The organism is Vibrio sp. 397, assembly GCF_033339395.1.
Taxonomy (GTDB): Bacteria; Pseudomonadota; Gammaproteobacteria; order Enterobacterales; family Vibrionaceae; genus Vibrio; species Vibrio alginolyticus.
This window is the reverse complement of the sequence record NZ_JAWOUN010000002.1, coordinates 370,279-394,900: the sequence shown is the minus strand read 5'-3', so window position 1 is coordinate 394,900 and position 24,622 is coordinate 370,279. Positions and strand designations below refer to the sequence as shown.

Here is a 24,622-nt window from a genome sequence, read left to right as displayed (position 1 = left end):
ATTTTTATTGCCTTTGGCCGACGACATTCGGCTTAGGCTGTTGTATTGCTCACATTGATGGATGAAGTCGGGCACACTGAAACACAGGCGCCGCAGCCGTTACACTCATCAAGGTCTAAATTGGGTTGTGCTACTTTCCCCAGTTCTAATTTGAACTGAATTGCCATCGGGTCGCACATATCCCCACAGCTTCGGCATTCGACATTTTGTTTTGCTAAGCAGTTATCGTTGATACTTGCTTTTGCTTGCCAAGGTTGTTCTGTTTTTGGCAAGAAAAGGGGCTCAGGACAGGCGTTTGCACATTGATAGCAAAATGTGCATTCATCGATGGAAAAATCGACCGAGGGGAATCCGCCATCACTTTTGGTTATAATCTTTGTTTCACAGGCCTCAATGCATTTACCGCAGCGAGTGCAATCGTCCGTAAACTGTTGCGGTTTAGTTAACCAAGGCAAACGTACGGCGTTGTCGGGGTGCGCTTTTCTTGCAAAGAGTCTTCTTCTGGAAAGGTCTACCACTTAGTCACCTCGAAACTTGGAACCCAAACTAAGCATAGTCCACAATTTTCATTAATAAACTGTCATTTAAACTAACGAAATTGTAGTTTTTGACATATTTGTATAAATACCTCTTAGGGGGTAAATGGTATGCAATATTGTTTTGGATCAATAAATTCCGTCGCAGGTGATCACATATTGATAAAGTTGAAAGGTAATGGGTTCATTGCACGTACAAATAGGATTGTTAATGGGCGAGGAACTCAGATTGTTTAAAAATGTGAAAAAGTCAGTGACGCGCACGATTGCGTCCGCGATGCTTCTTATTTTGCTGCTCTCAGTCGCTACGACTGGTTTTGCGATTTTTACGTTAGCGTCCAGTTTGAACGATGCTGAAGCCGTCAATGTTGCTGGCTCGATGCGAATGCAAAGCTACCGTCTGGCGAATGATATTCAGGTTAAATCTGTTGACTATTCTTCACATATTGACGCATTTGAACATTCGATATATTCACCTTCAATGAAAGCGCTTCAGCATTGGTCTGTGCCTGAAGACATCACTCACGATTACTACCGTCTTATTATCAGATGGCATGAACTCAAGGCGGTGCTGAGAGGAGACAACCCGGCAGAATATCAACTCCTAGTGGCCGGTTTTGTTGAACAAATCGATGAGTTTGTATTTAAGCTGCAAAGCTTTTCGGAGCAAAAACTGATTAACTTAGCCTGGATCGGCGGGTTAGGGTTGGGTGGCATCCTTTGTGTCAGTATGTTTGTCGTTCATTTTGTGCGCCTCGAAGTTGTTCGGCCTCTGCGTGCCTTAGTTTTTGCTAGCGAGCAAATTAAAAATCGCTCATTCAATATATCGCTCAATGTATCTAGCGACAATGAAATGGGAATACTGACTCGAACCTTTAACCGGATGGCGACAGACCTTGGTAAGTTGTACCGAGGATTAGAACAAGCGGTTGATGAGAAAACACGTAAATTGCAGCATGCCAACCAGTCTTTAGAGGTGCTGTATGACTCGTCAAAAGAACTCACGGCGTCGCGTATTAATCAAGACAATTTCCAGGCGATTTTGCAGCATATCGTCAGTCTTGAGGGCATTAAAGCGGTCAAACTTGAAATCGAGCAGCTGGGAGAACCGAGCTGGATATTGATGGAAGGAGAAGAATGCTGCCAAGATTGTGATGAAGATTGCCACGGTAAAGCCCTGATGCTAGATGGTGAGCACTTGGGCTATTTATATTGGAAAGCAGGGTTACCTTGTCCGAACGAGGCTCTTATTGACAACTTCGTGCAGATTTTATCACGCGCCGTGTATTACAATCGGGCGCAGCGCCAAGCAGAACAAATTCTGCTGATGGAAGAGCGAGCCACTATTGCTCGGGAGTTGCATGATTCATTGGCTCAAGCACTCTCTTACTTAAAAATTCAGGTCGCTTTGTTAAAGAGAAGCGTAAAGAACTTGCCTGACGAAAAGGCGATCGCGCAGGCTAATCAAGTTATTGCTGAGCTAGATACGGGCTTATCTGCGGCTTATACGCAGTTACGCGAATTACTGACGACGTTTCGTCTTACGATTAAAGAGGGCAGTTTTGGCCAAGCATTGCAAGACATGGTTGAAACGCTCAGTGAACAAACTGCTGCGGACATTACGCTAAAAAATAGACTTTCATCAACTGAACTGGACGCACATCAGCAGGTTCATTTACTACAGTTGATAAGAGAAGCGGCAATTAATGCTATCAAACATGCGCAAGCAGATAATATTCACATTCAATGTCTCGATAATGATGGAAAAGTCACAGTAACCGTTAGCGACGATGGAATAGGCTTTGAACATCAAGACGAAAAATTAAATCATTACGGTATGAGTATCATGCAAGAGCGGGCCGCTAGACTGCATGCCGATCTTCACATCGAAGCATCGATAAACAAAGGTTGTACCGTAAAATTAGAATTCCAACATAGTAAGGAAGTAAACAGTGACAGTGTGTAAAGTAATGCTGGTGGATGATCATCCACTCATGCGAAGAGGTATCCACCAGCTTTTAAGCTTTGAGCCTGAGTTTGAGGTTATTGCAGAAGCAAGTAATGGCGCGGATGCAGTAGCGAAAGCGCATGAGCTGGAACTGGATCTTGTACTTCTTGATCTTAATATGAAAGGCATGTCTGGCCTTGATACTTTGCAAGCACTGCGTGCAGATGGCTGTGAAGCCAGAATTGTCATTCTAACCGTTTCAGATAGCCCAGCAGATATAGAAGCAATAGTTCGAAGTGGTGCCGATGGCTATTTATTGAAAGACACTGAGCCTGATGAGTTGGTTGAGTTGCTAAAACAAGCGCATCAAGGGGACAAGGCATACAGCCAAGAAGTTTCTAAGTATTTGAGTGAACGCTCAGAGCAAGAGGACGTGTTTGATACACTGACCGATCGTGAATCTCAGATCTTAAGAGAGGTGGCAAGAGGTTTCCGCAACAAGCAAATTGCCGATCGTCTTTTTATCTCTGAGTCTACGGTTAAAGTACATATGAAGAGTTTACTTAAAAAGCTTCAAGTTCCTTCTCGTACTGCAGCAACCGTCCTTTATCTTGAGCGCTTTGGCGACATCAAATAACATTGTTGGATTTGAATCTGTAATGATAAATAAAATCAAATAGTTATATTGATTCTGACAAGTAAAAAAACCGCCTAACAGGCGGTTTTTTTACTTGTCTGGGCGAATAGAGTACAAGTCACTGTTGTGCTTACCACACTCCAAATAGTACTGATAAGCCACTTTTTTGCTTTCAGCAATGACTCTCATGCAGTGCATTTTCCCCTGTTCAAAATATCGAATCTCATATTCTACACTGGTATCAAGTTGCTCAGCGGCTGCCATACTTCGCCTCCATAAACCATCCAAAAAACATCCATGCAAATTATATGCCGTTATAGGGAGCGTCGTTCGGTACGTTTTTTAGCCGATAATTGCGCTCTAACTCACTTTTTTGCGGATAGCTGTGATCAAAAAGTTAATTTCAAACTCTATATATTATTAAGGTGGCAATCAATATTTGTCACACTGGTGTAAGTTTGCCGCAATACTAAGTGATACAGGTTGAGTATAGAACTTAATCAACAGAAAAGGGAATACGAATAAGTGACTAAATTAAAGGATGTACCTAATAAGGCGCTTCGTTATGGCCTTCTATTTTGTTTCGTATTTCTGCTTGCCGGTTGTGCGAAAAAGTTTTTATACAGCAATATCGATTGGTTCGTGCTCGATTACTTAGAGGACTATGTCTCGTTGCAAGGGGAACAAGAAGTCCTGGTGGAAGAGCGCTTATTATTGTTGGCAGACTGGCACAAGAAAGAGGAGTTACCATTATATATCGAACATTTAAAAGACCTTGAGAGATTAAAAGCGAGCGATATCACCTTAAATTACTTACAACAAAATCGAGATAGAATGCGAGCGCATTACGATAGAGTGGTAAGCAAAGCAGCACCAGATCTTTTTGCGTTAAGTTTGCAATTAACGAAAGAGCAAGAACGCGAGTTTTTGAGTAATGTACAAGAACATTATCAAGAGCGAAACGCAAAATATGCCGATAAGACAGAAGACGAAGTGCGTGAAATTATTCTGGATAACACTGAAGAGTGGATGGAAGAATGGCTGGGGAATCTATCAGGAAATCAGCGTCAATTAGCTCAAAGATTTTCTCAGCAAGTTATTTTAAACAGCCCTTTATGGAGAGATTATCGAGCCACGGTATATCAAGAGCTCGAATACTTGTTCGACAACAAATCTAATGTTGTGACTTATCAAGATATATTTATGCGACTCTTGTTCGAGCCAGAGAGTTATTATAGTGAGCAGCTTTCTCTGAATATTGATTCTAACTTTGCATTGGTTGATCAACTGACATTAGATGTTTCTCGTTCGATGACCGATAAGCAATGGCGTCATTTTCGTGAAAAGGTTAAAGAGTGGCGAGTACTGGCTGAGGAACTTTTAGATTAAATTCATACCTCAATGAGCGAAAGCAAAGCGCAAAAGCCTTTCTTATCAAAAAATGATTCAAAGCAAATTCTTATTGAGCTAAGAGCGTAACATAGCGTGAGGTTTGATGAGGCAACGTCAGCTTATCAATGCGTGATAAGGCCTCATCGTACAAAACAATGAGAATAAATATGAAACATTTAGTTGAAAGATTTCTTCGATACGTCACGTTTGATACCCAATCCAATCCACATGTGACGCTTTGCCCAAGTTCACCTGGTCAGCTTGTGTTTGCTGAGTTACTTAAAAAAGAGATGATCGAGCTTGGTTTAAGTGACGTGACTTTGGATAAAAATGGCTACTTGATGGCTAAACTACCAGCCAATGTTGATTATGAGGTTCCTCCTATCGGCTTCATTGCCCATATGGATACCGCGCCGGATGCATCTGGCAAAAACGTAAAGCCGCAATTCATCGAAGATTACCAGGGTGGCGATATTGCATTAGGGTTGGGGGATGAAGTGTTATCTCCCGTGCAATACCCAGATTTACATCACCTACATGGCCACAATCTTATTACTACCGATGGCACTACATTACTTGGCGCGGATAACAAAGCCGGTATCGCAGAGATTCTTTCCGCGGTAGCTCTGCTACTGGAAAACCCAGACATTCCACACGGCGACATTTGTATCGGCTTTACTCCGGATGAAGAAATCGGTCGTGGTGCAGATTTGTTTGATGTTAAAAAATTTGGCGCGAAATGGGCATACACTATAGATGGTGGCCCGCAAGGTGAATTGGAATACGAAAACTTTAATGCAGCAAACGCTGATGTAATTTTTCATGGTGTTAGCGTTCATCCAGGTACTGCAAAAGGCAAAATGGTCAATGCGATGAACTTGGCTGCGAAATTTCAAGTTCAAATGCCCCAAGATCAAACTCCGGAAACAACCGAAGGTTACGAAGGGTTCTTCCATCTAAAATCGGCAGAAATGGGCGTTGCACGAAGCGAGCTAGGTTACATTATTAGAGACTTTGACCGTCAAAGACTTGAGGATCGAAAAGCCTTTATGCAGAAACTCGTCGATGAAATGAACACGGGTTTACGCCATGGTTCTGTAGAGCTAAAAATAAAAGACAGCTATTACAATATGAGAGAAATGGTTGAGCCTTACCCTCATATCATTGAGCTGGCAAAGCAAGCGATGGAAGCGTGTGATGTGGAACCGATTATAAAACCTATTCGTGGTGGTACAGATGGTGCTCGTTTATCTTTTATGGGTTTGCCGTGCCCGAATATCTTCACCGGTGGTTTTAACTTCCACGGAATTCATGAGTTTATTTCTGTTGAAATGATGGAAAAATCAGTACTCGTTATTGTCAAAATTGCTGAGCTCACAGCGAAAAAACACAGTTAAAAGACTACGTCGAGACCTCTTGCAGATTTAATAACAAAATAGCCCAGATCTTCCTGGGCTATTTAACTATTAAGATGGGATACTAGCGCACGTCTTTGTCTTCAATTTCAATGTCTTCTAGTGGTAACCAGTCGACTTTCACACCCGCTTGATCGAACATATCTTGACTGACTTGGATTTTATCTCCCCAGCGAGATAAAAAGTCTTCAGACTGCTCGGGGCAGTGTACGTGTGAGATCCCTGTTTGAATGATCTTTGCCGCGCAGTTAGGGCAAGGAAAATGCGTTACCCAAATATCACATCCGTCTAAGTCACGTTTTGAGAACAAAATTGCGTTCTCTTCCGCGTGCAGTGTTTTAAGGTATTTCAACTCGCGCTCATCGGTGTCGACACTGTCAGAAACACCATGCGGATAGCCATTAAATCCAACAGATACAATGCGATTCTGTTTAGTAATAACGGCACCGACTTGTGTTGATGGGTCCTTACTCCAAGACGCCACTAGTTCTGCCATCTGGTAAAAGCGTTTCGCCCATTTAGAAATCATAGTCATCCTCTCTGTCGAAGGCGTTGAATTAATTGAATGATAACCCATTTATATTAAAAAAATAGTCAAAATCGGGGTCTTGAGTATGAAGGCGTCACTTTTTACCTTTTTAGCCACAAAACGTTCTTATCTTGAGCACTGAATCTCACTTTACGCCCGAATACAATACTCCCGTTAGTGTTTCCAAGCACACGCTAAAATTCGCGATCTCCTAAGGCGTATATTAAATAGTTATGATTGAGTTGTATGTATATTGCTCATTGAATACCACTGTTAACTAAATTACTTTATTTTCCTTTTGTTTCTCATGTTTACATTTAGAAACACCTTGGGCGCTTTTCAGTGAAGTTTTCAGTGGCAGCAAGGAGTAAGGTTGATAGGAATTCAACAATATCCTGTTCTATAAAGACGGTAAATACATGCAAAAGAAACCACTTGTCGCACTAATGGCGGCTACAGCAATCCTCGCTGGATGCGGGGAAGCTAATAATGCCCAAACGAAAGGTCAAGCGCCTCTCGTAGTGACTCAGGATGTCACGGTTATCGACTACCAACCGAGCAAGTCTTATATCGGTCGCATTGAAGCAGTAGAAGATACCAATATTACCGCGCAGATTTCTGGCTACTTAAAAGCTCGTCACTTTGAAGAGGGGCAAATGGTAGAAAAAGGGCAGCTCCTTTACTCTATCGAGCCATCTTCTTTTGAAGCCCAAGTCGCGAGTGCTAAAGCCGCACTTGCACAAGCTAAAGCGGCGCTAAAAAAAGCCGAATTAGATCATACTCGAGGTAAAAACTTGTTGCCTCGCGGTAGTATCTCTCAATCTGAGTTTGATGCTTTAACTGCGGCACTTCTTGGTGCGAGAGCAGAGCTAGAAGCGGCAAATGCTCAACTTAAACTTGCTGAAGTTAACCTTTCCTATACTCAAATCCGAGCACCTTTTAGCGGACGTATTAGTGATACCAAAGTTAGTACGGGTGATCTGGTTTCTCCGTCATCTGGCGTGCTGACAACTCTGGTGAGTTTAGATCCAGTTCATACCTCATTTAGTGTGAGTGAGCGTGAGCGTTTAGCTATGGGTATGGATCAAGTAAAAGGTGATGGCTCGGCTGAATCAAACCGCGTTGAAGTTCAGCTTGAACTGGAAAATGGACAGTTTTTTGAGCATCTTGGTAAGCTTGATTTCTTAGGTAATCGTATTGACACCAAAACGGGTACGATTGCTATGCGCGCGCTAGTGCCAAACCCAGAGCAGAAGTTACTTCCGGGTCAACACATCAAAGTGAACTTGAGAGATAAGAACACGAAAGACGTTATTGTTATCCCACGACGTGCCGTACAGACTGACTTAGAAGGTGACTTTGTGATGGTGATGGCTGAGGGAAGTGTGGCAGAGCGTCGTAACGTCGAGCTTGGCCCTCAGGTTGAACAAGGCATTATCATTCGAGAAGGGCTCGATCAGGAAGATACGGTTATTACACAAGGCCTACAACGTGTGCGTAATGGTGTAGAAGTGCGCCTTCAAGCACCTGCTGAAGATAAGCAGTAGGGGGCACTATGTTAAGTCGTTTCTTTATTCAGAGACCTAAATTCGCGCTGGTTATTTCGATCATATTAACGCTAGCCGGCGCGATCTCACTGGCGATTTTGCCAGTGGCGGAGTACCCACAGATAAGTCCGCCATCAGTCAGCGTTTCGGCATACTACACCGGTGCGAGTGCGGAAGTTGTCGAGCAGGCCATTGCTGACCCCATAGAGACCTCAGTCAACGGCGTTGAGGATATGATATACATGTCTTCAAAGAGCGCGAACGATGGCTCTTACAGCCTAAACGTCACGTTTGATGTCGGCACCGATCCAGATATGGCGCAAGTTAACGTGCAAAACCGCGTGTCACAGATTGAGTCAAAACTGCCTCAAGAAGTTCGCATGGTTGGTGTGACGGTGAAAAAGCGTTCACCTGACTTGCTGATGGTGCTTAACTTCTATTCACCTGATGGCAAATACGATGATCAGTTCTTGATTAACTACATTAACTTGAATGTAAAAGATCAGTTGGCTCGTGCGAAAGGTATCAGTGAAGTTAACGTGATTGGTGGTGGCGAATACGCAATGCGTGTTTGGTTAGATCCTGAAAAAATGGCCAACCTTAAGCTAACCACGTCAGACGTATACGCCGCTTTGGCTGAACAGAACGTTCAAGTTGCGGCAGGGCGTGTAGGTGCAGCACCATACAACAATCCGCAAGAAGTTCAGTTTAACCTTGTGACCAAAGGTCGCTTGGAAAGCGTGAGTGAGTTTGAGAACGTAGTCCTTCGAGCTAATCCCAATGGCTCTACGGTTTATCTGAAAGATGTTGCTCGCGTTGAACTAGGCAAAAAGTTCTACGATGGTAACGGTAAGTTCCGTGGCCAGGACGCGTCAATCGTTGCGTTGTCTCTTCAATCGGATGCGAATGCGTTAGAAAGTGGTCAGGCCGTCATGGAGCTCCTTGAAGGCTTGAGCAAAAACTTCCCAGAGGGAATGGAATACGAGACCAGCTACGATACAACCGTGTTCGTATCTGAATCGATCAAAGGGGTAGTAAAAACACTGATTGAAGCGATTCTATTGGTGATTGCTGTAACTTACTTGTTCTTGGGTAGTGCGCGTGCAACGTTGATTCCTGTTGTCGCGATCCCCGTTTCTCTGATTGGTACGTTTGCCATCATGCAGGCAACGGGCTTCACCATTAATACGGTTACTTTGTTTGGCTTGATCCTTGCGATTGGTATCGTGGTGGACGATGCGATTCTGGTTATCGAAAACGTCGATACTACCATGGCGAAAGACCCAACCATTTCACCGCGTAAAGCGACGTTGCTAGCGATGAAAGAAGTAACGGGACCAATCATCACGTCGACCTTGGTTCTACTTGCGGTATTCATACCCGTCGCCATGCTGCCAGGTATCACCGGTATCATGTATCGCCAGTTCGCTTTGACCATCTGTATTTCGGTTGTGATTTCATCCATCAATGCATTGACGCTGTCTCCAGCACTTTGTTCTCTGGTATTGAAGCAGGGTGGGGGCAATACCGCTAACTGGTTCCAGGCTTTCAACCGAGGCTTAGAGCGCATCACTACGCGTTATGGCCAGATCGCTGGTTTCTTGGTGAAGAAGTCTTTACTGCTCGTGACGTTCTTTATAGTTGCTATCGCAGCGGTCACTTTCTTTGCGAAAACCACCTCTACAGCGTTTGTTCCTCAAGAAGATAAAGGCATTTTGCTGGTTAACGTACAGCTACCAGATTCAGCCTCTTTATCACGCACTGAAGAAGTCACCAATGATTTAATGAAAATGATCGGTGAAGAACCTGGTGTGGATGGTGTGACGGTTGCGAACGGTTACTCGTTTATGACAGGCGCAGCAGCATCAAACGGTGCTTCTGTATTTATCAAATTGCATGACTGGGATACTCGTAACTCGCTGCAAGGAGAGCACTCTGCTAATGCTATCGCGGCACGTATTAACGGTCGAGCGGCGACAGAGCTACCTCAAGCGGTTGTTTTTGCGATGGGACCACCGGCGGTTCCTGGTATGGGCGCTGCGTCTGGTTTTGAGTTTGTGCTTGAAGACACGCTAGGGCGAAGTCGTACCGATTTGTCGATGGTCATGGGAGAAATGATCCAAGCGGCTAACCAAGCGCCTGAAATTGCCTACACGTTTAGCACGTTCCGCGCGAATGTTCCGCACTACTACGTTGATATCGATCGTGAGAAAGCGCAGCAATTAGGTATTTCGCTGTCGTCTATTTTCCAAACCTTGCAAGGCAACTTAGGTTCGCTTTATGTGAATGACTTCACCATGTTTGGTAAGAACTTCCGCGTAACCATGCAAGCTGATAGCCAGCACCGTAGCAGCATGGAAGATCTAGAGCGTTTCCATGTTCGTTCTTCGAACGGTGATATGGTCCCGTTAAGTACGCTAGTGAGCTACGAGCAAGTGTTTGAGCCTGATGTGGCGTGGCGTTACAACATGTACCGCAGTGCTATCATTCAAGGCCAACCAGCTCCGGGTTACTCTAGTGGTGATGCGATTGCAGCAATGGAACGCGTTGCTGCTGAAGTTCTTCCGCAAGGGTACACGTATGAATGGACAGGTATGGCTTATCAGGAAGTGCTCGCGGGTAACCAAGCCATTTATGCGTTTGCGCTGGCTTTGATCTTCATTTACTTGTTTATGGTGGCTCAGTATGAGAGTTGGAGTATTCCACTGGCTATTATTTTGGTGGTCCCAGTAGCAACGTTAGGTTCCTTCCTTGCGTTGAATCTAACTGGCACGCCGCTTAACTTGTATGCCCAAATTGGTCTTGTCTTGCTCATAGCCTTGGCGGCGAAAAACGCAATTTTGATTGTGGAGTTCGCCAAGCAAGAGCGAGAAGAAAAAGATGCTGATATCGATAGTGCAGCGGTTAAAGGAGGCACTTTACGTTTCCGCGCTGTGAATATGACATCTTGGTCATTTATTCTGGGTATCTTCCCGCTTATCTTTGCCGCTGGCGCGGGGCACGTGAGTCAAAACTCACTCGGCGTGTCGCTGATTGGTGGTCTATTGTGTGTGCTTCTAGCAGGTACATTCTTGATCCCAGGCTTCTACGCTCTGGTGCAAAGACAGCGTGAGAAAGTTCATGGCGGCAACACCAAGCTGGTTCCTCTTGATGATGAATAATCACATCCGAAGTGCGCAGTAAGCACGAAGTGACAATTGAAAAAAAGCCCGAAGCAATGATTGCCTCGGGCTTTCTATTTTGAAAAAGGGTTATTTTAGCGCAGTTTTGAATTGTGCAACGGCTTCATCCATATCATGAGCTTGAGCAGAGACAGAGTTCACTTCATGCAAGCATTCCTGAGCGGATTGCATGTTATTCTCAGATATTGCGTTTAGCTCGGTGATTGAACCGCTAACTTGGTTCATCACGATACCTTGTTCTTCAATTGCTGAAGCTATGCGCTCCGAATTACCTTGAATTGAATGCATGTCAGTAATGATCTGTTGCAGGCTAGAATCCAGTTTTTCAGAAGCATTAAGTGTTTGTTGCCCTTGATCGTTACATTGATCAATATCAGCAACAACTGTAGACATTTGAGTTTGAATGTCTGCAACGACCCGCGTGATTTCCTCTGTGGATTGATGAGTTCGGCTAGCTAGGGCGCGTACTTCATCGGCGACAACTGCAAACCCGCGGCCTTGTTCGCCTGCTCGCGCGGCTTCAATTGCTGCGTTGAGAGCTAGTAGGTTGGTTTGCTCTGCAATCTCTTGGATGATGTTCACGGCACCACCAATTTTATCTACATGCTGATTCAGCGAGCCAATCGACTGCTGGCTGTTTGATAAAATCGTGGTTAGTTGACCGATGTTGGTTACCGTCGCCTCAACAACTCCTCGACCTTGTTCGGCATTATTCGCTGCCTGATGTACGCCTTCTACCGCAACTGATGTGCTTTCAGAGATTTCACCTATTGTGGCAACCATTTGCTGAACTGCCGTCGCCATTGATGCAGTGTGGTCAGTTTGAGTGTGGAATTGCTCCATAACGCCTTCTAACTCACGATGCATATTATCGGTACTTGCAGTGAGTTGCGCCGATTTTTCTTGGGTACTACTAATTAGATGCTCAAGCTTATCCAATAGGTCATTGAGGTGATGACTGATATCAAATAGCTCGTCTTGACCTTTCAAATCAGATCGAAGTCCCATGTTGTTCGTTTCGCTGATACTTCGAATGGTGCCAAGTAAGCTATTCACTCGCGTATTGATTGAACGTGAAATTTGCCAAATCAATGCGAAAATAACGACTAAGATCAGAGCTGTAATGACCTGCTTGATGGTCGACATTTGTTCATCACGTTGTGCGGCAGCAGAGCTAAGGGCTGTGGAAAAGGTTTCAAATTGCTCTTCTACGGCATGGGATAATGCGCGAGTTTCACCGAGTAGGCCTTTGTCATAAGCAACCCCAACAACTTGCTTTTGGGCCGCCAATTGCTTACCTGTTTTGATAAGCTCCGGAGCATATTGCCCCTCAAGCAAGTAACTATTGAATAGTCCTGCTTTTACCGCAGAGTCAAAACGGACTAATGCCAATAACTGCTGGTGGTCTGAACGTTGTTTAGCTTCTAATAGTGCTTGTTCGTAACCGGCGAGAAGCCCACTCTTTGAATCAAGCCCGTATCGTTGGTAAGCGCTGACCAGATTCTGAAAGCCCCTTTGGTATGCGAGCAAGTCTTGCTTAAATTGTTGACTGGAAGGTAATTCATTACTCTTGAGTATGTTCGCAAGCTCTTTTTCTGTGTCTATAAACTTGTCAACATTGGCGTCAAACTTATTTAGATATTTGTCATTACTACGCAGTAGGAAATCTTTTTCATTTCTGCGTAAGTTGAGTAAGCGTATTTCTAGATCACCAACGAGTTTGATGGCGTGATTAAGATCATTGCTCTTATTTTCAAAATGGGATGACGTACCCAAAAGGGCCACGATGCCTAAAATGGCGATAACTCCGAGGAAGTAGAGTTTTTGCCTAATAGTCATATTGTTGTTTCCTGAATAAGTAACTAAAAAGAGAAATCCAATGAGATTTCCAAGGGCTAGCAAACGTTGTTCAACTAACATGTCGAGAAAACGACATGCACTAATAAAGCACTTTTTTGCGTTGCTGTTTTTTCGCTCCGTGCTTGTTTTTTGTATCAAGTCGTCGGCGTTGAGAAGCGCGGGTTGGTTTCGTTTTAATACGCTTCTTCTCCTGTAAAGCGGCAGCTTTTATCAATGCTTGAAGCCGATTTAGGGCGTCTTCCTTATTTTGTTCTTGTGTCCGAAATTGTTGCGCTTTGATGATGATCACGCCATCTTTACTTATACGACTATCAGAAAGTGCAAGTAATCGCTCTTTGTAAAAGTCAGGTAAGCTTGAATGCCGGATATCAAAGCGCAGGTGTATAGCGGACGCTACCTTGTTAACGTTCTGGCCACCATTTCCTTGAGCTCTAATTGGGGATAATTGAATTTCCCACTCTTGAATTGTGACGGAGTTCGAAATTTTGAGCATGATAAGTAAATGCCGGTAAGGACGATTGAAAGAGCTGATAAATTAACATTACAGATGCACAAATAGAAGAAAAGACATGAGCACGATTGATTTTAGACCCTATGAGGGATTCATATTTGATATGGATGGTACTCTAATCGATACCATGCCAGCCCACTTGGCAGCTTGGCAAGCAACTGCTGAGCGTTTTGATTTTCCGTTTTGCCAGGAATGGTTTCACAGTTTGGGAGGGATGCCGAGCTTTAAAATTGTTGAGGAACTAAATCGTGTGCATGAGCTTTCGTTAGATCCTAAAACTGTCGCGACATTTAAAATGGAAACATTCGCTGCTATGGAGCTTCATGGTGACGTTATTCCTTGCACGAACATCGTGTTAGAGGAATATTTAGGCCATAAGAAAATTGCAGTCGGGACTGGCAGCCAACGAGAAAGTGCCATGCGCTTATTAAGTCATGCAGGTTTATTAGACAAGTTGGATGTTGTAGTAACCGCGAGTGATGTAGAGAACCATAAACCCTTTCCAGATACCTTTTTGGTGGCCGCGGAACAACTCGACTTGGAGGCGTCACAGTGTCTTGTGTTCGAGGATACTGAGTTGGGGAAGCGAGCGGCGCATGCAGCTGGTATGGATTGCGTTATGGTGCAAGATAATGAGTTGATCTTTTTCCCAAAACCATAGTGGCAATATCCCTTAATATGAGATCAAAATGGGGTGCAAATGCACCCCATTAATTTTTACCACATCATCGATCATGAATCATAGATGCTTATTCTGGTTGAACTAGCTCTTGGTATTCAAATGAAGGTACCACAACTTCTACGCGACGGTTTTTCTCACGACCTTCGCGAGTGCTGTTGTCAGCAACTGGGTTTTCTTCACCCATACCTTTAACTGTCAAACGATCTGAACCAATGCCAGCTGCGGTTAGGTAATCAGCAACAGATTGAGCACGACGCTCAGACAGTTTTTGGTTGTATGCCGCAGGGCCTGAGCTATCCGTGTAACCAGTAATCTCTACTTGAGCTTGAGGATATTCGTTCAAGAATGAAACAAAGTTGTCCAGACGTTCAGAAACGGACTCTGTTAACTTAGCACTATCGAATTCAAACGTACCTGTACCGTACTCTTCTTTGTGCACCTTGCTCATCATCACTGGTTCTGGATCTGGCTCGATCACTTCTTCCGTTACAACTGCTGCAACAACTGGAGCTGCTGCGAATTTGTAGTTAACACCGATACCAAAGAAGTTAGCATCCATGTCGTCCCACACGTCGTCAGACATGTCTTGGTAACGTTGGTATTCAGCGCGAACACTCCAGTTTCTATCGATCGAGTATTCAGCACCCAAAGAACCTGTTGGGACAAAGTCTGTTTCGTCATCAGACATCATGTAAGCACCACCGATCTTAGCAAACAGATTCCAAGAGTCGTTTAAGTGCCAGTTGAATTTAGGTGCAAGTGTTAAAGCCGTTAGATTGCCGTCAATCGTATTAATCGTATTAGCCCCTGACCTAGAGTTTCCTTCATAGTCGCCTAAGAAGTCTACGCCGTACTCTAGCCCGATGATATCGGTAAAGTCATAACCGATATGTAGTCCTGCACCGAACGCTTCATCATCACAAGGGCTATTTAGATAGCAAGCGTCGTCAAGTGTAGTCATGCCCACTTTGCCCCCGATGTACATTTCAGCTTGAGCAGAGTTTAAAAGCGCGCTACTACCAGCTACCACTGCTGCTACTGCAATTGCTACTTTGTTCATAATGTTTCCTTGTATTGATTGCATATTAACTTCTACTTCGTTTTATCAAAAAATTAGAAAAAACCAGTGTTTATAAGAAATTAGTTTAATATTCTAATCATTTCATATCAAGCAACAATATATTTGAACTTGATCAACATTTACTACCCAAAAATACCTCACAAACTTCTGATATTTCTTACATTGTAGTAAAGATTTTTTGGTGCATAAGAAAATTGATGATTATTTTGAACTTTTTTCGTAAACTTTACTTTACATTGTGCGCGGTGGTTAACAGGTGGTTTTTATTTGCATTTATTTGCAAAAACTGATTGCAAGTCTACGCCTAAGCCGATAAGTTACTTAAACGCTAGACAGAAAATGACCACAGCCCTTGATGCTGCTCGCTTTGTGAACAATGTTGCAATGAGTTCAGTTGGTAAAAATGGGGTCGGAAATAAAACCAGGAAGTAGAAGTAATGTTTCAAACTGATGATGTAAGAATAAATAGAGTAAAAGAGTTATTGCCACCTGTTGCAGTATTAGAGAAGTTCCCAGCGACTGAAACCGCTTCTTCGACCACTTTTGATTGCCGTAACGCCATTCACAATATTCTTGAAGGAAAAGACGATCGATTACTCGTTATCGTTGGCCCGTGTTCTATTCACGATCCGGCTGCCGCGGTTGAGTACGGTAAAAAGCTAAAAGTACTACGTGATGAACTGGGCGAGCAGCTTGAGGTTGTTATGCGAGTTTATTTTGAAAAGCCGCGTACGACCGTTGGTTGGAAAGGCCTTATCAATGACCCTTACTTAAATGACACCTATAAGCTAAATGATGGTCTACGTATCGGACGTAAACTTCTTCTTGATCTAACCGATATGGGCTTGCCAACGGCAAGTGAATTCTTAGATATGATCACACCTCAGTACGTGGCGGATTTGATCAGTTGGGGCGCTATCGGTGCTCGTACGACAGAATCTCAGGTTCACCGCGAGCTAGCTTCTGGTCTTTCTTGTCCTGTAGGTTTCAAAAACGGTACAGACGGGAATATTAAAATAGCGAGCGACGCGATTCGTTCTGCAAGCGCTTCCCATCACTTCCTTTCAGTAACAAAATACGGTCATTCCGCGATCGTAGAAACCGCTGGTAATCCAGACTGCCATATTATTCTACGTGGCGGTAAAGAACCAAACTACAGTGCAGCACATGTAGCTCAAATTAAAGATGAGCTGGACACTGCAGGTCTGCCGAAAAAAGTGATGATTGATTTTAGCCATGCTAACAGCTCGAAGCAGTTCAAGCGTCAAATGCTGGTGTCTGATGATGTATCCGAGCAAATCTCTGCTGGCGAAGAAGCCATTTTTGGAGTGATGATCGAGTCTCATTTAGTTGAAGGTCGCCAAGACTTAGTGGATGGTAAAGCAGCCACTTATGGTCAGTCGATTACTGATGCATGTATTGGTTGGGAAGATACGGAAACGGTACTTCGTCAGCTTTCTGATGCAGTAAAAGCGCGCCGCAACAAGTAAGCTCAACAGAAAAACTTTTTTAAAAGTGAATAGTGAAGAGCCAGAGGTACTATGCCTCTGGCTCTTTTTGTTGAGAATTACTCTCATATCTTTCTATTGCTTCTGCTTTCCTATATGTTATCTGTATACGTTGTAACCAAAAGGAATTTGGAATTGAATCGTAATGTATGGCTTCTATCCCTCTGCCAAGCCTTATTAATGACAGGGAATATTTTACTCATATCTGTTATTGCCCTTATTGGCAAAACACTTGCGCCGTCATCAAGTTTTATCACATTACCAGTTGCACTGCAGTTTTTGGGACTGATGGCCGCGACAATTCCCGCGTCGCTAATTATGGGCAAGTTAGGGCGTCGCCTTGGTTTTAGCCTTGGTAATGTCATTGGCATTTTGGGTGCTAGTCTAGCGACGTATGCATTAAGTCAACAAAACTTCTATCTGTTCTGCATGTCTACGTTTTTGCTTGGTGTTGGTATAGGTTTCGGTACTCTATACAGGTTTGCTGCCATTGAAGTGTGTGAAGAGTCGGCAAGGCATAGGGCGATTTCGATATCTATGGCGGGTGGGGTGTTAGCGGCGATCCTTGGACCTAATTTGGCGGTGTACTCACAGCAGTGGTCAGGTGATGGCTTATACATTAGTGCATTTGCTGTGCTTGTCGTGCTTTATATAACTGCGTTGGTTGTGCTACAAACCATTCGTTTTCCACCTGCACACACGCAGGCGCTACACGCTAAGGCGGATAAGCTCAGACTGATTATTCGTCGACCTAATTTCATGCTAGCAGTTATCGCGGCAATGGTTGCGTATGCGGTGATGAACATTTTAATGACAGCAACTCCTTTAGCGATGATTGGTTGTGGCTTTGATTTTGATAAAGCGGCGGGAGTGATCGAATGGCACGTGTTGGGTATGTTTGCACCTGCGTTTGTCACGGGCCGTCTGATAGAGCGGTTTGGCGCTAAGAATATGATTTTGGCGGGTGGATTGCTATTTGTTGCTTGTATTGGAATTAATATACATGGAGTGTCTATCTGGCATTTTAGTCTTGCTTTAATCCTGTTAGGAATAGGGTGGAACTTTATGTTTATCGCAGCAACCGGGCTGTTTAGTCAAAGCTATGAAGCGAAAAACAGAAGCAAGGCTCAAGCGTTTAATGAATTCTTCGTGTTCAGTTGTGTCACCATCACCGCATTACTATCTGGTTGGCTTGAGTCTACCGTAGGTTGGCAGAATCTTAATTTGTATGTTCTTCCATTTGTGTTACTCGTTATCGCGATGTTTGCGTTAAAAACGAATAAAAAGCCAGAATCACAAACCGCTTAATTAAGTCTTAATATATAACCCGGCCTATCGTGTCGGGTTTGTTTATTAGCTCAAATCAACAATCTCCTCTTTATGTTTTTATCGATAATGTGAATTCCCACAATAAAAATGTCGATTTGATAAGACTTTTTATCTAACTTTTTGTAATAAAAATAAAAATCCTGTATATATCTTGCCGAAAATCAATAAAAACTAAAGAAGTTTCGTCTATGTCAGCCAATATTTCTCATAAAGCTCAAGAAACTCTCGTGAGGGAGTCTGAGGAACTCGTCTCAACAACGAACTTACAAGGCGTTATTACATATTGTAATGAAGCCTTTTGCCGCGTTGCTGAATACACTCACGAAGAACTTGTCGGTCAGAACCACAATATAGTTCGTCATAATGATATGCCTAAAGCCGCTTTCGGTGACATGTGGGCACGCCTTAAACAAGGTAAAGCCTGGCGTGGAATGGTTAAGAATGCCACTAAGTCTGGCGGTTACTATTGGGTTGATGCTTATGTCACCCCTATCTACGAAGACAACCATGTTGTTGGGTATCAATCAGTGCGCGTGAAACCAAAGCGAGAGTGGGTTGATATTGCGACAAAAGCCTACAAAAGCATGCGTACTGCAGAGGAGTCTGGTCGAACTTGGTCGTTGAAAATCAATGAAACCATTCGCTATGCGATTCTACTTGGTGCACTAACCGCACCTGCAACCGCATATGCGTTGTCTGTTGAAGGGCCGTTGGCTTGGCTTGCAAGTGCGTTACCTGCAAGTGTTCTGGCTCTGTTATTCCGCCAAGAGTTAATTGATACACCTCAGCAACTTAAAAAGTTACAAAAGCAATATGACAGCGTAAGTCGCTTGATCTATTCCGGTAACACGGCATTTTCGATTGCCGATTTCCATATCAAAATGCTATCCGCAAGAATTCGAACCGTGTTAGGAAGAATGACTGACTCCGCATTGCCTTTGCAGCATTGCGCCGAAGAGCTTAGTCAAACAACGGCAGAAGTCTCGGCTGCATTAAATCAGCAAAATACCGATATTCATCGTGTGCGAGATGCTACCCAAGAGGTGGAGTTGTCGGCAAATTCGGTTTCTTCGAGTTCCAATGATGCCCATATGTTGATTGATGATACATTGAAGTCATGCTTGATGGCGAAGGAGACCATCGATCAAACGCACACCAATCTAGCGCAATTAAGTCTTCAAGCTGAAAAAGCGACGGAAACGACGTATCAACTGAGTGATCAGGCGCAGAAGGTGAACCATTTGATGGAAGAGATTGGTGGGATCGCAGAGCAAACCAATTTACTGGCACTTAACGCGGCGATTGAAGCAGCAAGGGCAGGGGAGCAAGGTCGTGGTTTTGCTGTTGTAGCTGATGAGGTCCGCGCGCTTTCTGGGCGTACATCCAATGCAACTGAACAAATCCAAGCTTCTATCTCCACTATGTTGGCAACGATTCAAAGTTGGCAGAAAGATATTCTGGCAAACAAAGAGCAAACCGATGCCTGTTCTCAAGTAGCAGAACAAAGCGCGTTGCGTTTGTCTGAAGTTGAACAGATGATGCAAACCATGAGTGGGCTGATGGTTGATGTAGCAGAAGCGGCGAATAACCAGTTAAAGCTATCTAGTGATGTAAACCAGCACATTCATTCTATCGCTTCGACCGCAGAACAAAACTTGGCAGCAACACATTCAGTTGAACAAAACAGCCGACAGTTGAAAGACCAAGTACAAGATTTCTATCAGCTCGCACTTCGATTTGAAGACAAATAGTCGTAACGAAAGTTGTGATGTTTATGTCCTGGCTGCGTTTATGCGAATAGGAGCCAGATAAAAGAAAGCCCCGCCATTGCTGGTGGGGCTTTTCAGTTTTCACATTCGCAATAGAGAAAACTGACTATCTTTTTACTGCAATTACGCGAGTAGCTCTTTTGCTGTGTTCACTACGTTTTCAGTCGTGAAACCAAACATTTTGAATAGTTCGCCAGCTGGTGCAGATTCACCGAATGAAGTCATACCGATGATGCGACCGTCGAAGCCTACGTACTTGTACCAGAAGTCAGCAATACCTGCTTCAATTGCGATACGTGCTGTTACGTCTGATGGCAGTACAGCTTCACGGTAAGCGGCGTCTTGTTTGTCGAATGCGTCTGTTGATGGCATTGAAACAACGCGTACTTTCTTACCTTCAGCAGTTAGCTGTGCTGCTGCTTCTACTGCTAGTTCAACTTCAGAACCTGTTGCGATAAGGATTAGCTCTGGCTTGCCTTCGCAATCTTTCAGAATGTAAGCACCTTTCGCGATGTCTGCTACTTGTTCTGCTGTGCGCTCTTGTTGCGCAAGGTTTTGACGAGAGAAGATAAGTGCTGTCGGTGCATCTTTACGTTCAATCGCTAGTTTCCAAGCTACAGCGGACTCAACTTGGTCACATGGACGCCATGTGCTCATGTTTGGTGTTAGGCGTAGCGATGCCATTTGCTCAACTGGTTGGTGAGTTGGACCATCTTCGCCAAGACCGATAGAGTCATGCGTGTACACTTGGATGTTCTGAATTTTCATCAGCGCAGCCATACGCATTGCGTTACGTGCGTACTCCATGAACATTAGGAATGTTGCGCCGTAAGGAACGAAACCACCGTGTAGCGCGATACCGTTCATGATCGCTGTCATACCGAATTCACGTACGCCGTAGTGGATGTAGTTACCAGAGAAGTCGCTTGCTTCTAGAGACTTAGAACCAGACCACATGGTTAGGTTAGAAGGTGCTAGGTCAGCAGAGCCACCCATGAACTCTGGTAGTAGAGCACCAAATGCTTCTAGAGCATTTTGAGACGCTTTACGTGATGCAATGTTTGCTGGGTTAGCTTGAAGATCAGCAATGATTTGGCTTGCTTTCTCTTCCCACTGTGCAGGAAGCTCACCGTTTACGCGGCGTTTAAATTCAGCTGCCAGCTCAGGGTACGCTGCTTCATAAGCTGCAAATTTCTCGTTCCACGCTGCTTCCTTAGCTGCGCCTGTTTCTTTCGCTGACCATTCTGCGTAGACTTCTTGCGGAATTTCAAAAGGACCGTGCTCCCAACCTAGTTCTTTGCGTGTTGCTGCGATTTCTTCTGCACCTAGTGGCGCACCGTGACAATCGTGTGAACCAGATTTGTTTGGTGAACCAAAACCGATGATAGTCTTAGTACAGATAAGTGTAGGACGTGGATCCGCTTTCGCTGCTTCAATTGCTGCGTTGATTGCGTCAGCATCGTGACCATCGACTGCAGGGATTACGTGCCAACCGTAAGCTTCGAAACGCTTAGGTGTGTCGTCAGAGAACCAACCTTCAACGTGACCGTCGATAGAGATGCCGTTGTCATCCCAGAACGCGATCAGCTTGCCTAGACCTAGAGTACCTGCAAGAGAACATGCCTCGTGCGAAATACCTTCCATCAGACAGCCGTCGCCCATGAACACGTAAGTGAAGTGGTCAACGATGTCGTGGCCTTCTTTGTTGAATTGCGCTGCTAGCGCTTTTTCAGCTAGAGCCATACCAACCGCGTTAGTGATGCCTTGACCTAGCGGACCCGTTGTGGTCTCGATACCTGGCGCGTAACCATACTCTGGGTGACCAGGAGTTTTAGAGTGAAGCTGACGGAAGTTTTTCAGATCGTCGATAGACAACTCGTAACCTGCAAGGTGCAGTAGAGAGTAAATCAGCATTGAGCCATGGCCGTTAGACAGTACGAAACGGTCGCGGTCTGCCCACTCAGGGTTTGATGGGTTGTGGTTTAGATGAGAGCGCCAAAGAACTTCAGCGATGTCAGCCATACCCATAGGTGCACCTGGGTGACCAGAGTTAGCTTGTTGAACACCATCCATGCTTAGCGCACGGATTGCATTTGCTAGATGTTTACGATCCATAGTGATTACTTCTCGATATTTGATTTAAATAGAGGGAACTCGCCGAAACAAGTTCAAATAGAATTTTTTGAAAATAGTGCTGATGGTAAAAGCGAGTAGACGGGCTACTCGCTTTTGGTAAGCAATTAAAGCTTAGCTTCGATCATCGCTTCTAGTTTGCCTTGGTCAACGGCGAAGTTGCGGATACCTTCAGCCAGCTTCTCAACAGCCATTGGGTCTTGGTTATGTTCCCATAGGAACTCTGCGTGAGTCATTGGTGCTGGACGCTCAGCTGCGCCTTTAGAATCAACTAGTTTCTCAACTACTTCACCTTCAGCTGCTTCTAGTTCTGCAAGTAGAGCAGGAGCGATAGTTAGACGGTCACAACCAGCTAGTTCTAAGATCTCACCGATATTACGGAAGCTTGCGCCCATAACTACAGTTTTGTAGCCGTATTCTTTGTAGTAGTTGTAGATCTTAGTTACAGATAGTACGCCTGGATCTTCTTGAGCTTCGAAGTCACGGCCTTCTTTCGCTTTGTACCAGTCCATGATACGACCAACGAATGGCGAGATTAGGAATACCCCCGCTTCTGCACAAGCACGTGCTTGAGCGAACGAGAATAGAAGCGTTAGGTTACAGTTGATGCCTTCTTTTTCTAGGATCTCAGCTGCGCGAATGCCTTCCCAAGTTGAAGCCAGTTTGATAAGGATACGGTCGTTAGTGATGCCAGCATCGTTGTACATTTTCACTAGTTGACGAGCTTTCGCTACGCTGCCTTCCATATCGTAAGATAGACGAGCGTCTACTTCTGTAGAGATACGACCTGGGATAGTTTTTAGGATTTCTTTACCGATGTTTACTGCAAGCATGTCACAAGTATCTTGAACTTGTTGAGCTTTGTCGTTGCTCTGTGCTTTAGCGTATTCGATTGAAGCATCGATTAGAGGTGCGTACTCTGCGATTTGAGCGGCTTTAAGGATAAGAGAAGGGTTAGTTGTTGCGTCTTCTGGCTGATACTTTTTAATTGCATCAATCTCGCCAGTGTCTGCTACTACAGTCGTTAGTTTACGAAGTTGCTCTAACTTGTTGCTCATAATCGATCATCCTATTTAAATGGGCTTAAGCGTGATTTTTGTTATCACAGCTTGTGCATTTGCAAGCGAGTTAGCTAACCGTCTCATCGCATTTAATGAGACATCTGCTCAGCCAACTACGGAAAATTTCGTTACCGAACAAATGCTATGAACATTTGATCGATAGCTGAGTAAATGATGTGTCCATATTTATCCTATCTATGCTGAAAGTCAATCGCTGAAATGGACTTATAGTGAACTTCATCAACGTTTTTTTACTGTGTGTTTAGTGGTTAACCCAAATAAACGTTTGCCCTTATTGTTCTAAGCTTGAGCGTTGTCCAAGAGGGTAAAAAATTGTAGTGAGAAAATGTTATTGCGATGAGCAAATGTAGCGTTTAAATTGATAAAGAACATATGCTAAGTCAATGAGCATATGTTCACTTATTGCATACAATATCGATCCTCTTAAAGGGCGAGAGAAACCATGAGCAGTTCTAATCAAGATATTTCCATTGAAAACACGGATTTGTTGACAGAGATTTCCGTCGCGTATTATCAAGACGGTGCGACTCAGGAAGAGATATCGAGAAAATTTGCCATATCACGCGCAAAGGTCGGGCGAATGCTCAAGCAGGCGCGTGATGAAGGCATTGTTGAAATTACCGTTAAATACCATCCGGTGTTCAGCGCCAAGATTGAACAACGTTTGATCGAGCGATTCGGCGTTAAGCGCGCGCTTGTTGCTCTTGATCAACCGAATGAAGAAGCGCAACGACTACAGGTATCGGGATTGGTGTCCAATTATCTCACTAGCACGCTCAAAAACGGCATGGTGGTGACGGTCGGACAAGGGCGCAACGTGTCGTCTGTCGCTCACCATATTGGTGTTATTACGCCGCGTGACTGTAAATTTGTGTGTGGCATTGGTGGTATTCACCCGCGTGGCGGTATGTATAACGCCGACCATATTTGTCGTCAGTTGGCGAAGAAATATGGGGGAACCTCTGAAACCCTTTATGCGCCGGCATACGCAGAAAATAGAGAACAGAAGTTGGCCTTCATGCAAAATGCAACCGTGAAACAAACGCTCGACCTAGCACGTAAAGCCGATGTTGCTTTGGTTGGTATTGGTGACATGAGCGAAAACAGTTACATGGTCGACTTAGGTTGGTTTACGCCTGATGAAGTGGTTCAGTCGAGACTTCAACAAGGTGTGGTAGGGGATTTTGCAGGTTATGACTTCTTTGATATTCACGGTAATGTAGCGAACACGGTAATGAGTGACCGAGTAATTGGACTTGGTATTGAAGAGTTTCGGCCGATCTCGGAAGTCATTGCGATCGCAGCTGAGAACAGCAAGCCACTCGCTCTACTCGGAGCATTAAGAACTGGAGCGATAGACGTGATCGCCACGAGCGTTAGCAACGCATTAACCGTGCTCAACTTAGATGAGCAAATGCACGGCAACGCGACATCTGAACGCTAACGGAAATAGTCGGCTTTTGATGTAGTCAGGCTATGAG

19 protein-coding genes are annotated in these 24,622 nt (G+C 44.3%); 11 read left to right on the top strand and 8 right to left on the bottom strand.

Features of this window, described 5'->3' with window-relative positions; all coding sequences use genetic code 11:
• Positions 1-32: 32 nt before the first annotated feature.
• The gene (napF, locus tag R7P36_RS04690) at positions 33-518 is read right to left on the bottom strand and encodes a ferredoxin-type protein NapF (RefSeq protein ID WP_213899198.1); all 486 of its coding nucleotides are present in this window, start codon (positions 516-518) and stop codon (positions 33-35) included.
• A 247-nt stretch (positions 519-765) separates the two neighbouring features.
• Here napF and narQ point away from each other — a divergent pair, with 247 nt between their 5' ends.
• Positions 766-2,502 carry a nitrate/nitrite two-component system sensor histidine kinase NarQ gene (narQ, locus tag R7P36_RS04685; RefSeq protein ID WP_025767926.1) on the top strand — a complete coding sequence of 579 codons (1,737 nt, stop codon included), beginning with the start codon at positions 766-768 and terminating at the stop codon, positions 2,500-2,502.
• 4 nt (positions 2,503-2,506) lie between these two features.
• The gene (locus R7P36_RS04680; protein ID WP_031777156.1) at positions 2,507-3,121 is read left to right on the top strand and encodes a response regulator; all 615 of its coding nucleotides are present in this window, start codon (positions 2,507-2,509) and stop codon (positions 3,119-3,121) included.
• Positions 3,122-3,211: 90 nt separating this feature from the next.
• Here the strand turns inward: R7P36_RS04680 and R7P36_RS04675 are convergent, their stop codons facing one another.
• Positions 3,212-3,385, bottom strand: coding sequence for a hypothetical protein (locus R7P36_RS04675; protein WP_005373524.1), 174 nt, complete (start codon positions 3,383-3,385; stop codon positions 3,212-3,214).
• A 261-nt stretch (positions 3,386-3,646) separates the two neighbouring features.
• On the opposite strand from R7P36_RS04675, the gene R7P36_RS04670 reads away from it, so the two are divergent.
• Positions 3,647-4,510, top strand: a complete 864-nt coding sequence (locus tag R7P36_RS04670) for a DUF6279 family lipoprotein (protein WP_186585443.1) — start codon at positions 3,647-3,649, stop codon at positions 4,508-4,510.
• A gap of 170 nt (positions 4,511-4,680) precedes the next feature.
• Positions 4,681-5,910, top strand: a complete 1,230-nt coding sequence (pepT, locus tag R7P36_RS04665) for a peptidase T (RefSeq protein WP_031781280.1) — start codon at positions 4,681-4,683, stop codon at positions 5,908-5,910.
• Positions 5,911-5,992: 82 nt separating this feature from the next.
• Here pepT and R7P36_RS04660 read toward each other — a convergent pair whose 3' ends face one another.
• Entirely contained in the window at positions 5,993-6,457 is a 465-nt protein-coding gene (locus tag R7P36_RS04660; protein ID WP_005373515.1) for a dCMP deaminase family protein, read from the bottom strand.
• Positions 6,458-6,876: 419 nt separating this feature from the next.
• On the opposite strand from R7P36_RS04660, the gene vmeY reads away from it, so the two are divergent.
• Together vmeY and vmeZ are read left to right on the top strand one after the other, a co-directional pair.
• Positions 6,877-8,004 (top strand): multidrug efflux RND transporter periplasmic adaptor subunit VmeY, encoded by a 1,128-nt coding sequence (gene vmeY / locus R7P36_RS04655; RefSeq protein WP_017635193.1) that lies wholly within the window; start codon positions 6,877-6,879, stop codon positions 8,002-8,004.
• Between the two features lie 8 nt (positions 8,005-8,012).
• Positions 8,013-11,165, top strand: coding sequence for a multidrug efflux RND transporter permease subunit VmeZ (vmeZ, locus tag R7P36_RS04650; protein ID WP_017635194.1), 3,153 nt, complete (start codon positions 8,013-8,015; stop codon positions 11,163-11,165).
• A gap of 90 nt (positions 11,166-11,255) precedes the next feature.
• Here the strand turns inward: vmeZ and R7P36_RS04645 are convergent, their stop codons facing one another.
• Positions 11,256-13,025, bottom strand: coding sequence for a methyl-accepting chemotaxis protein (locus R7P36_RS04645; protein ID WP_318122030.1), 1,770 nt, complete (start codon positions 13,023-13,025; stop codon positions 11,256-11,258).
• 100 nt (positions 13,026-13,125) lie between these two features.
• Positions 13,126-13,539: an alternative ribosome rescue aminoacyl-tRNA hydrolase ArfB gene (arfB, locus tag R7P36_RS04640; RefSeq protein WP_017635196.1), complete on the bottom strand. Its 414-nt coding sequence runs from the start codon at positions 13,537-13,539 to the stop codon at positions 13,126-13,128.
• A 76-nt stretch (positions 13,540-13,615) separates the two neighbouring features.
• Here arfB and R7P36_RS04635 point away from each other — a divergent pair, with 76 nt between their 5' ends.
• On the top strand, positions 13,616-14,218 hold the full coding sequence (locus R7P36_RS04635; RefSeq protein WP_017819896.1) for a beta-phosphoglucomutase family hydrolase: 603 nt from the start codon (positions 13,616-13,618) through the stop codon (positions 14,216-14,218).
• 88 nt (positions 14,219-14,306) lie between these two features.
• Here R7P36_RS04635 and R7P36_RS04630 read toward each other — a convergent pair whose 3' ends face one another.
• Entirely contained in the window at positions 14,307-15,299 is a 993-nt protein-coding gene (locus tag R7P36_RS04630; protein ID WP_005373499.1) for an OmpA family protein, read from the bottom strand.
• Between the two features lie 458 nt (positions 15,300-15,757).
• Here R7P36_RS04630 and aroG point away from each other — a divergent pair, with 458 nt between their 5' ends.
• The 3 genes from aroG to R7P36_RS04615 all read left to right on the top strand — a co-directional run bounded on the left by aroG (position 15,758) and on the right by R7P36_RS04615 (position 19,908).
• Complete coding sequence (gene aroG, locus R7P36_RS04625) at positions 15,758-16,810, top strand: 3-deoxy-7-phosphoheptulonate synthase AroG (protein ID WP_017635200.1); 1,053 nt, start codon at positions 15,758-15,760, stop codon at positions 16,808-16,810.
• A 153-nt stretch (positions 16,811-16,963) separates the two neighbouring features.
• The gene (locus R7P36_RS04620) at positions 16,964-18,136 is read left to right on the top strand and encodes an MFS transporter (protein WP_025767923.1); all 1,173 of its coding nucleotides are present in this window, start codon (positions 16,964-16,966) and stop codon (positions 18,134-18,136) included.
• A gap of 209 nt (positions 18,137-18,345) precedes the next feature.
• On the top strand, positions 18,346-19,908 hold the full coding sequence (locus R7P36_RS04615) for a PAS domain-containing methyl-accepting chemotaxis protein (protein ID WP_318122029.1): 1,563 nt from the start codon (positions 18,346-18,348) through the stop codon (positions 19,906-19,908).
• A gap of 141 nt (positions 19,909-20,049) precedes the next feature.
• On the opposite strand, the gene tkt is transcribed toward R7P36_RS04615, so the two are convergent.
• On the bottom strand, positions 20,050-22,041 hold the full coding sequence (gene tkt, locus R7P36_RS04610; RefSeq protein ID WP_042522667.1) for a transketolase: 1,992 nt from the start codon (positions 22,039-22,041) through the stop codon (positions 20,050-20,052).
• Positions 22,042-22,166: 125 nt separating this feature from the next.
• Positions 22,167-23,117, bottom strand: coding sequence for a transaldolase (gene tal / locus R7P36_RS04605; protein WP_005373488.1), 951 nt, complete (start codon positions 23,115-23,117; stop codon positions 22,167-22,169).
• Between the two features lie 466 nt (positions 23,118-23,583).
• On the opposite strand from tal, the gene R7P36_RS04600 reads away from it, so the two are divergent.
• Entirely contained in the window at positions 23,584-24,585 is a 1,002-nt protein-coding gene (locus R7P36_RS04600; RefSeq protein ID WP_005387670.1) for a sugar-binding transcriptional regulator, read from the top strand.
• The last annotated feature ends 37 nt before the right edge of the window (positions 24,586-24,622 follow it).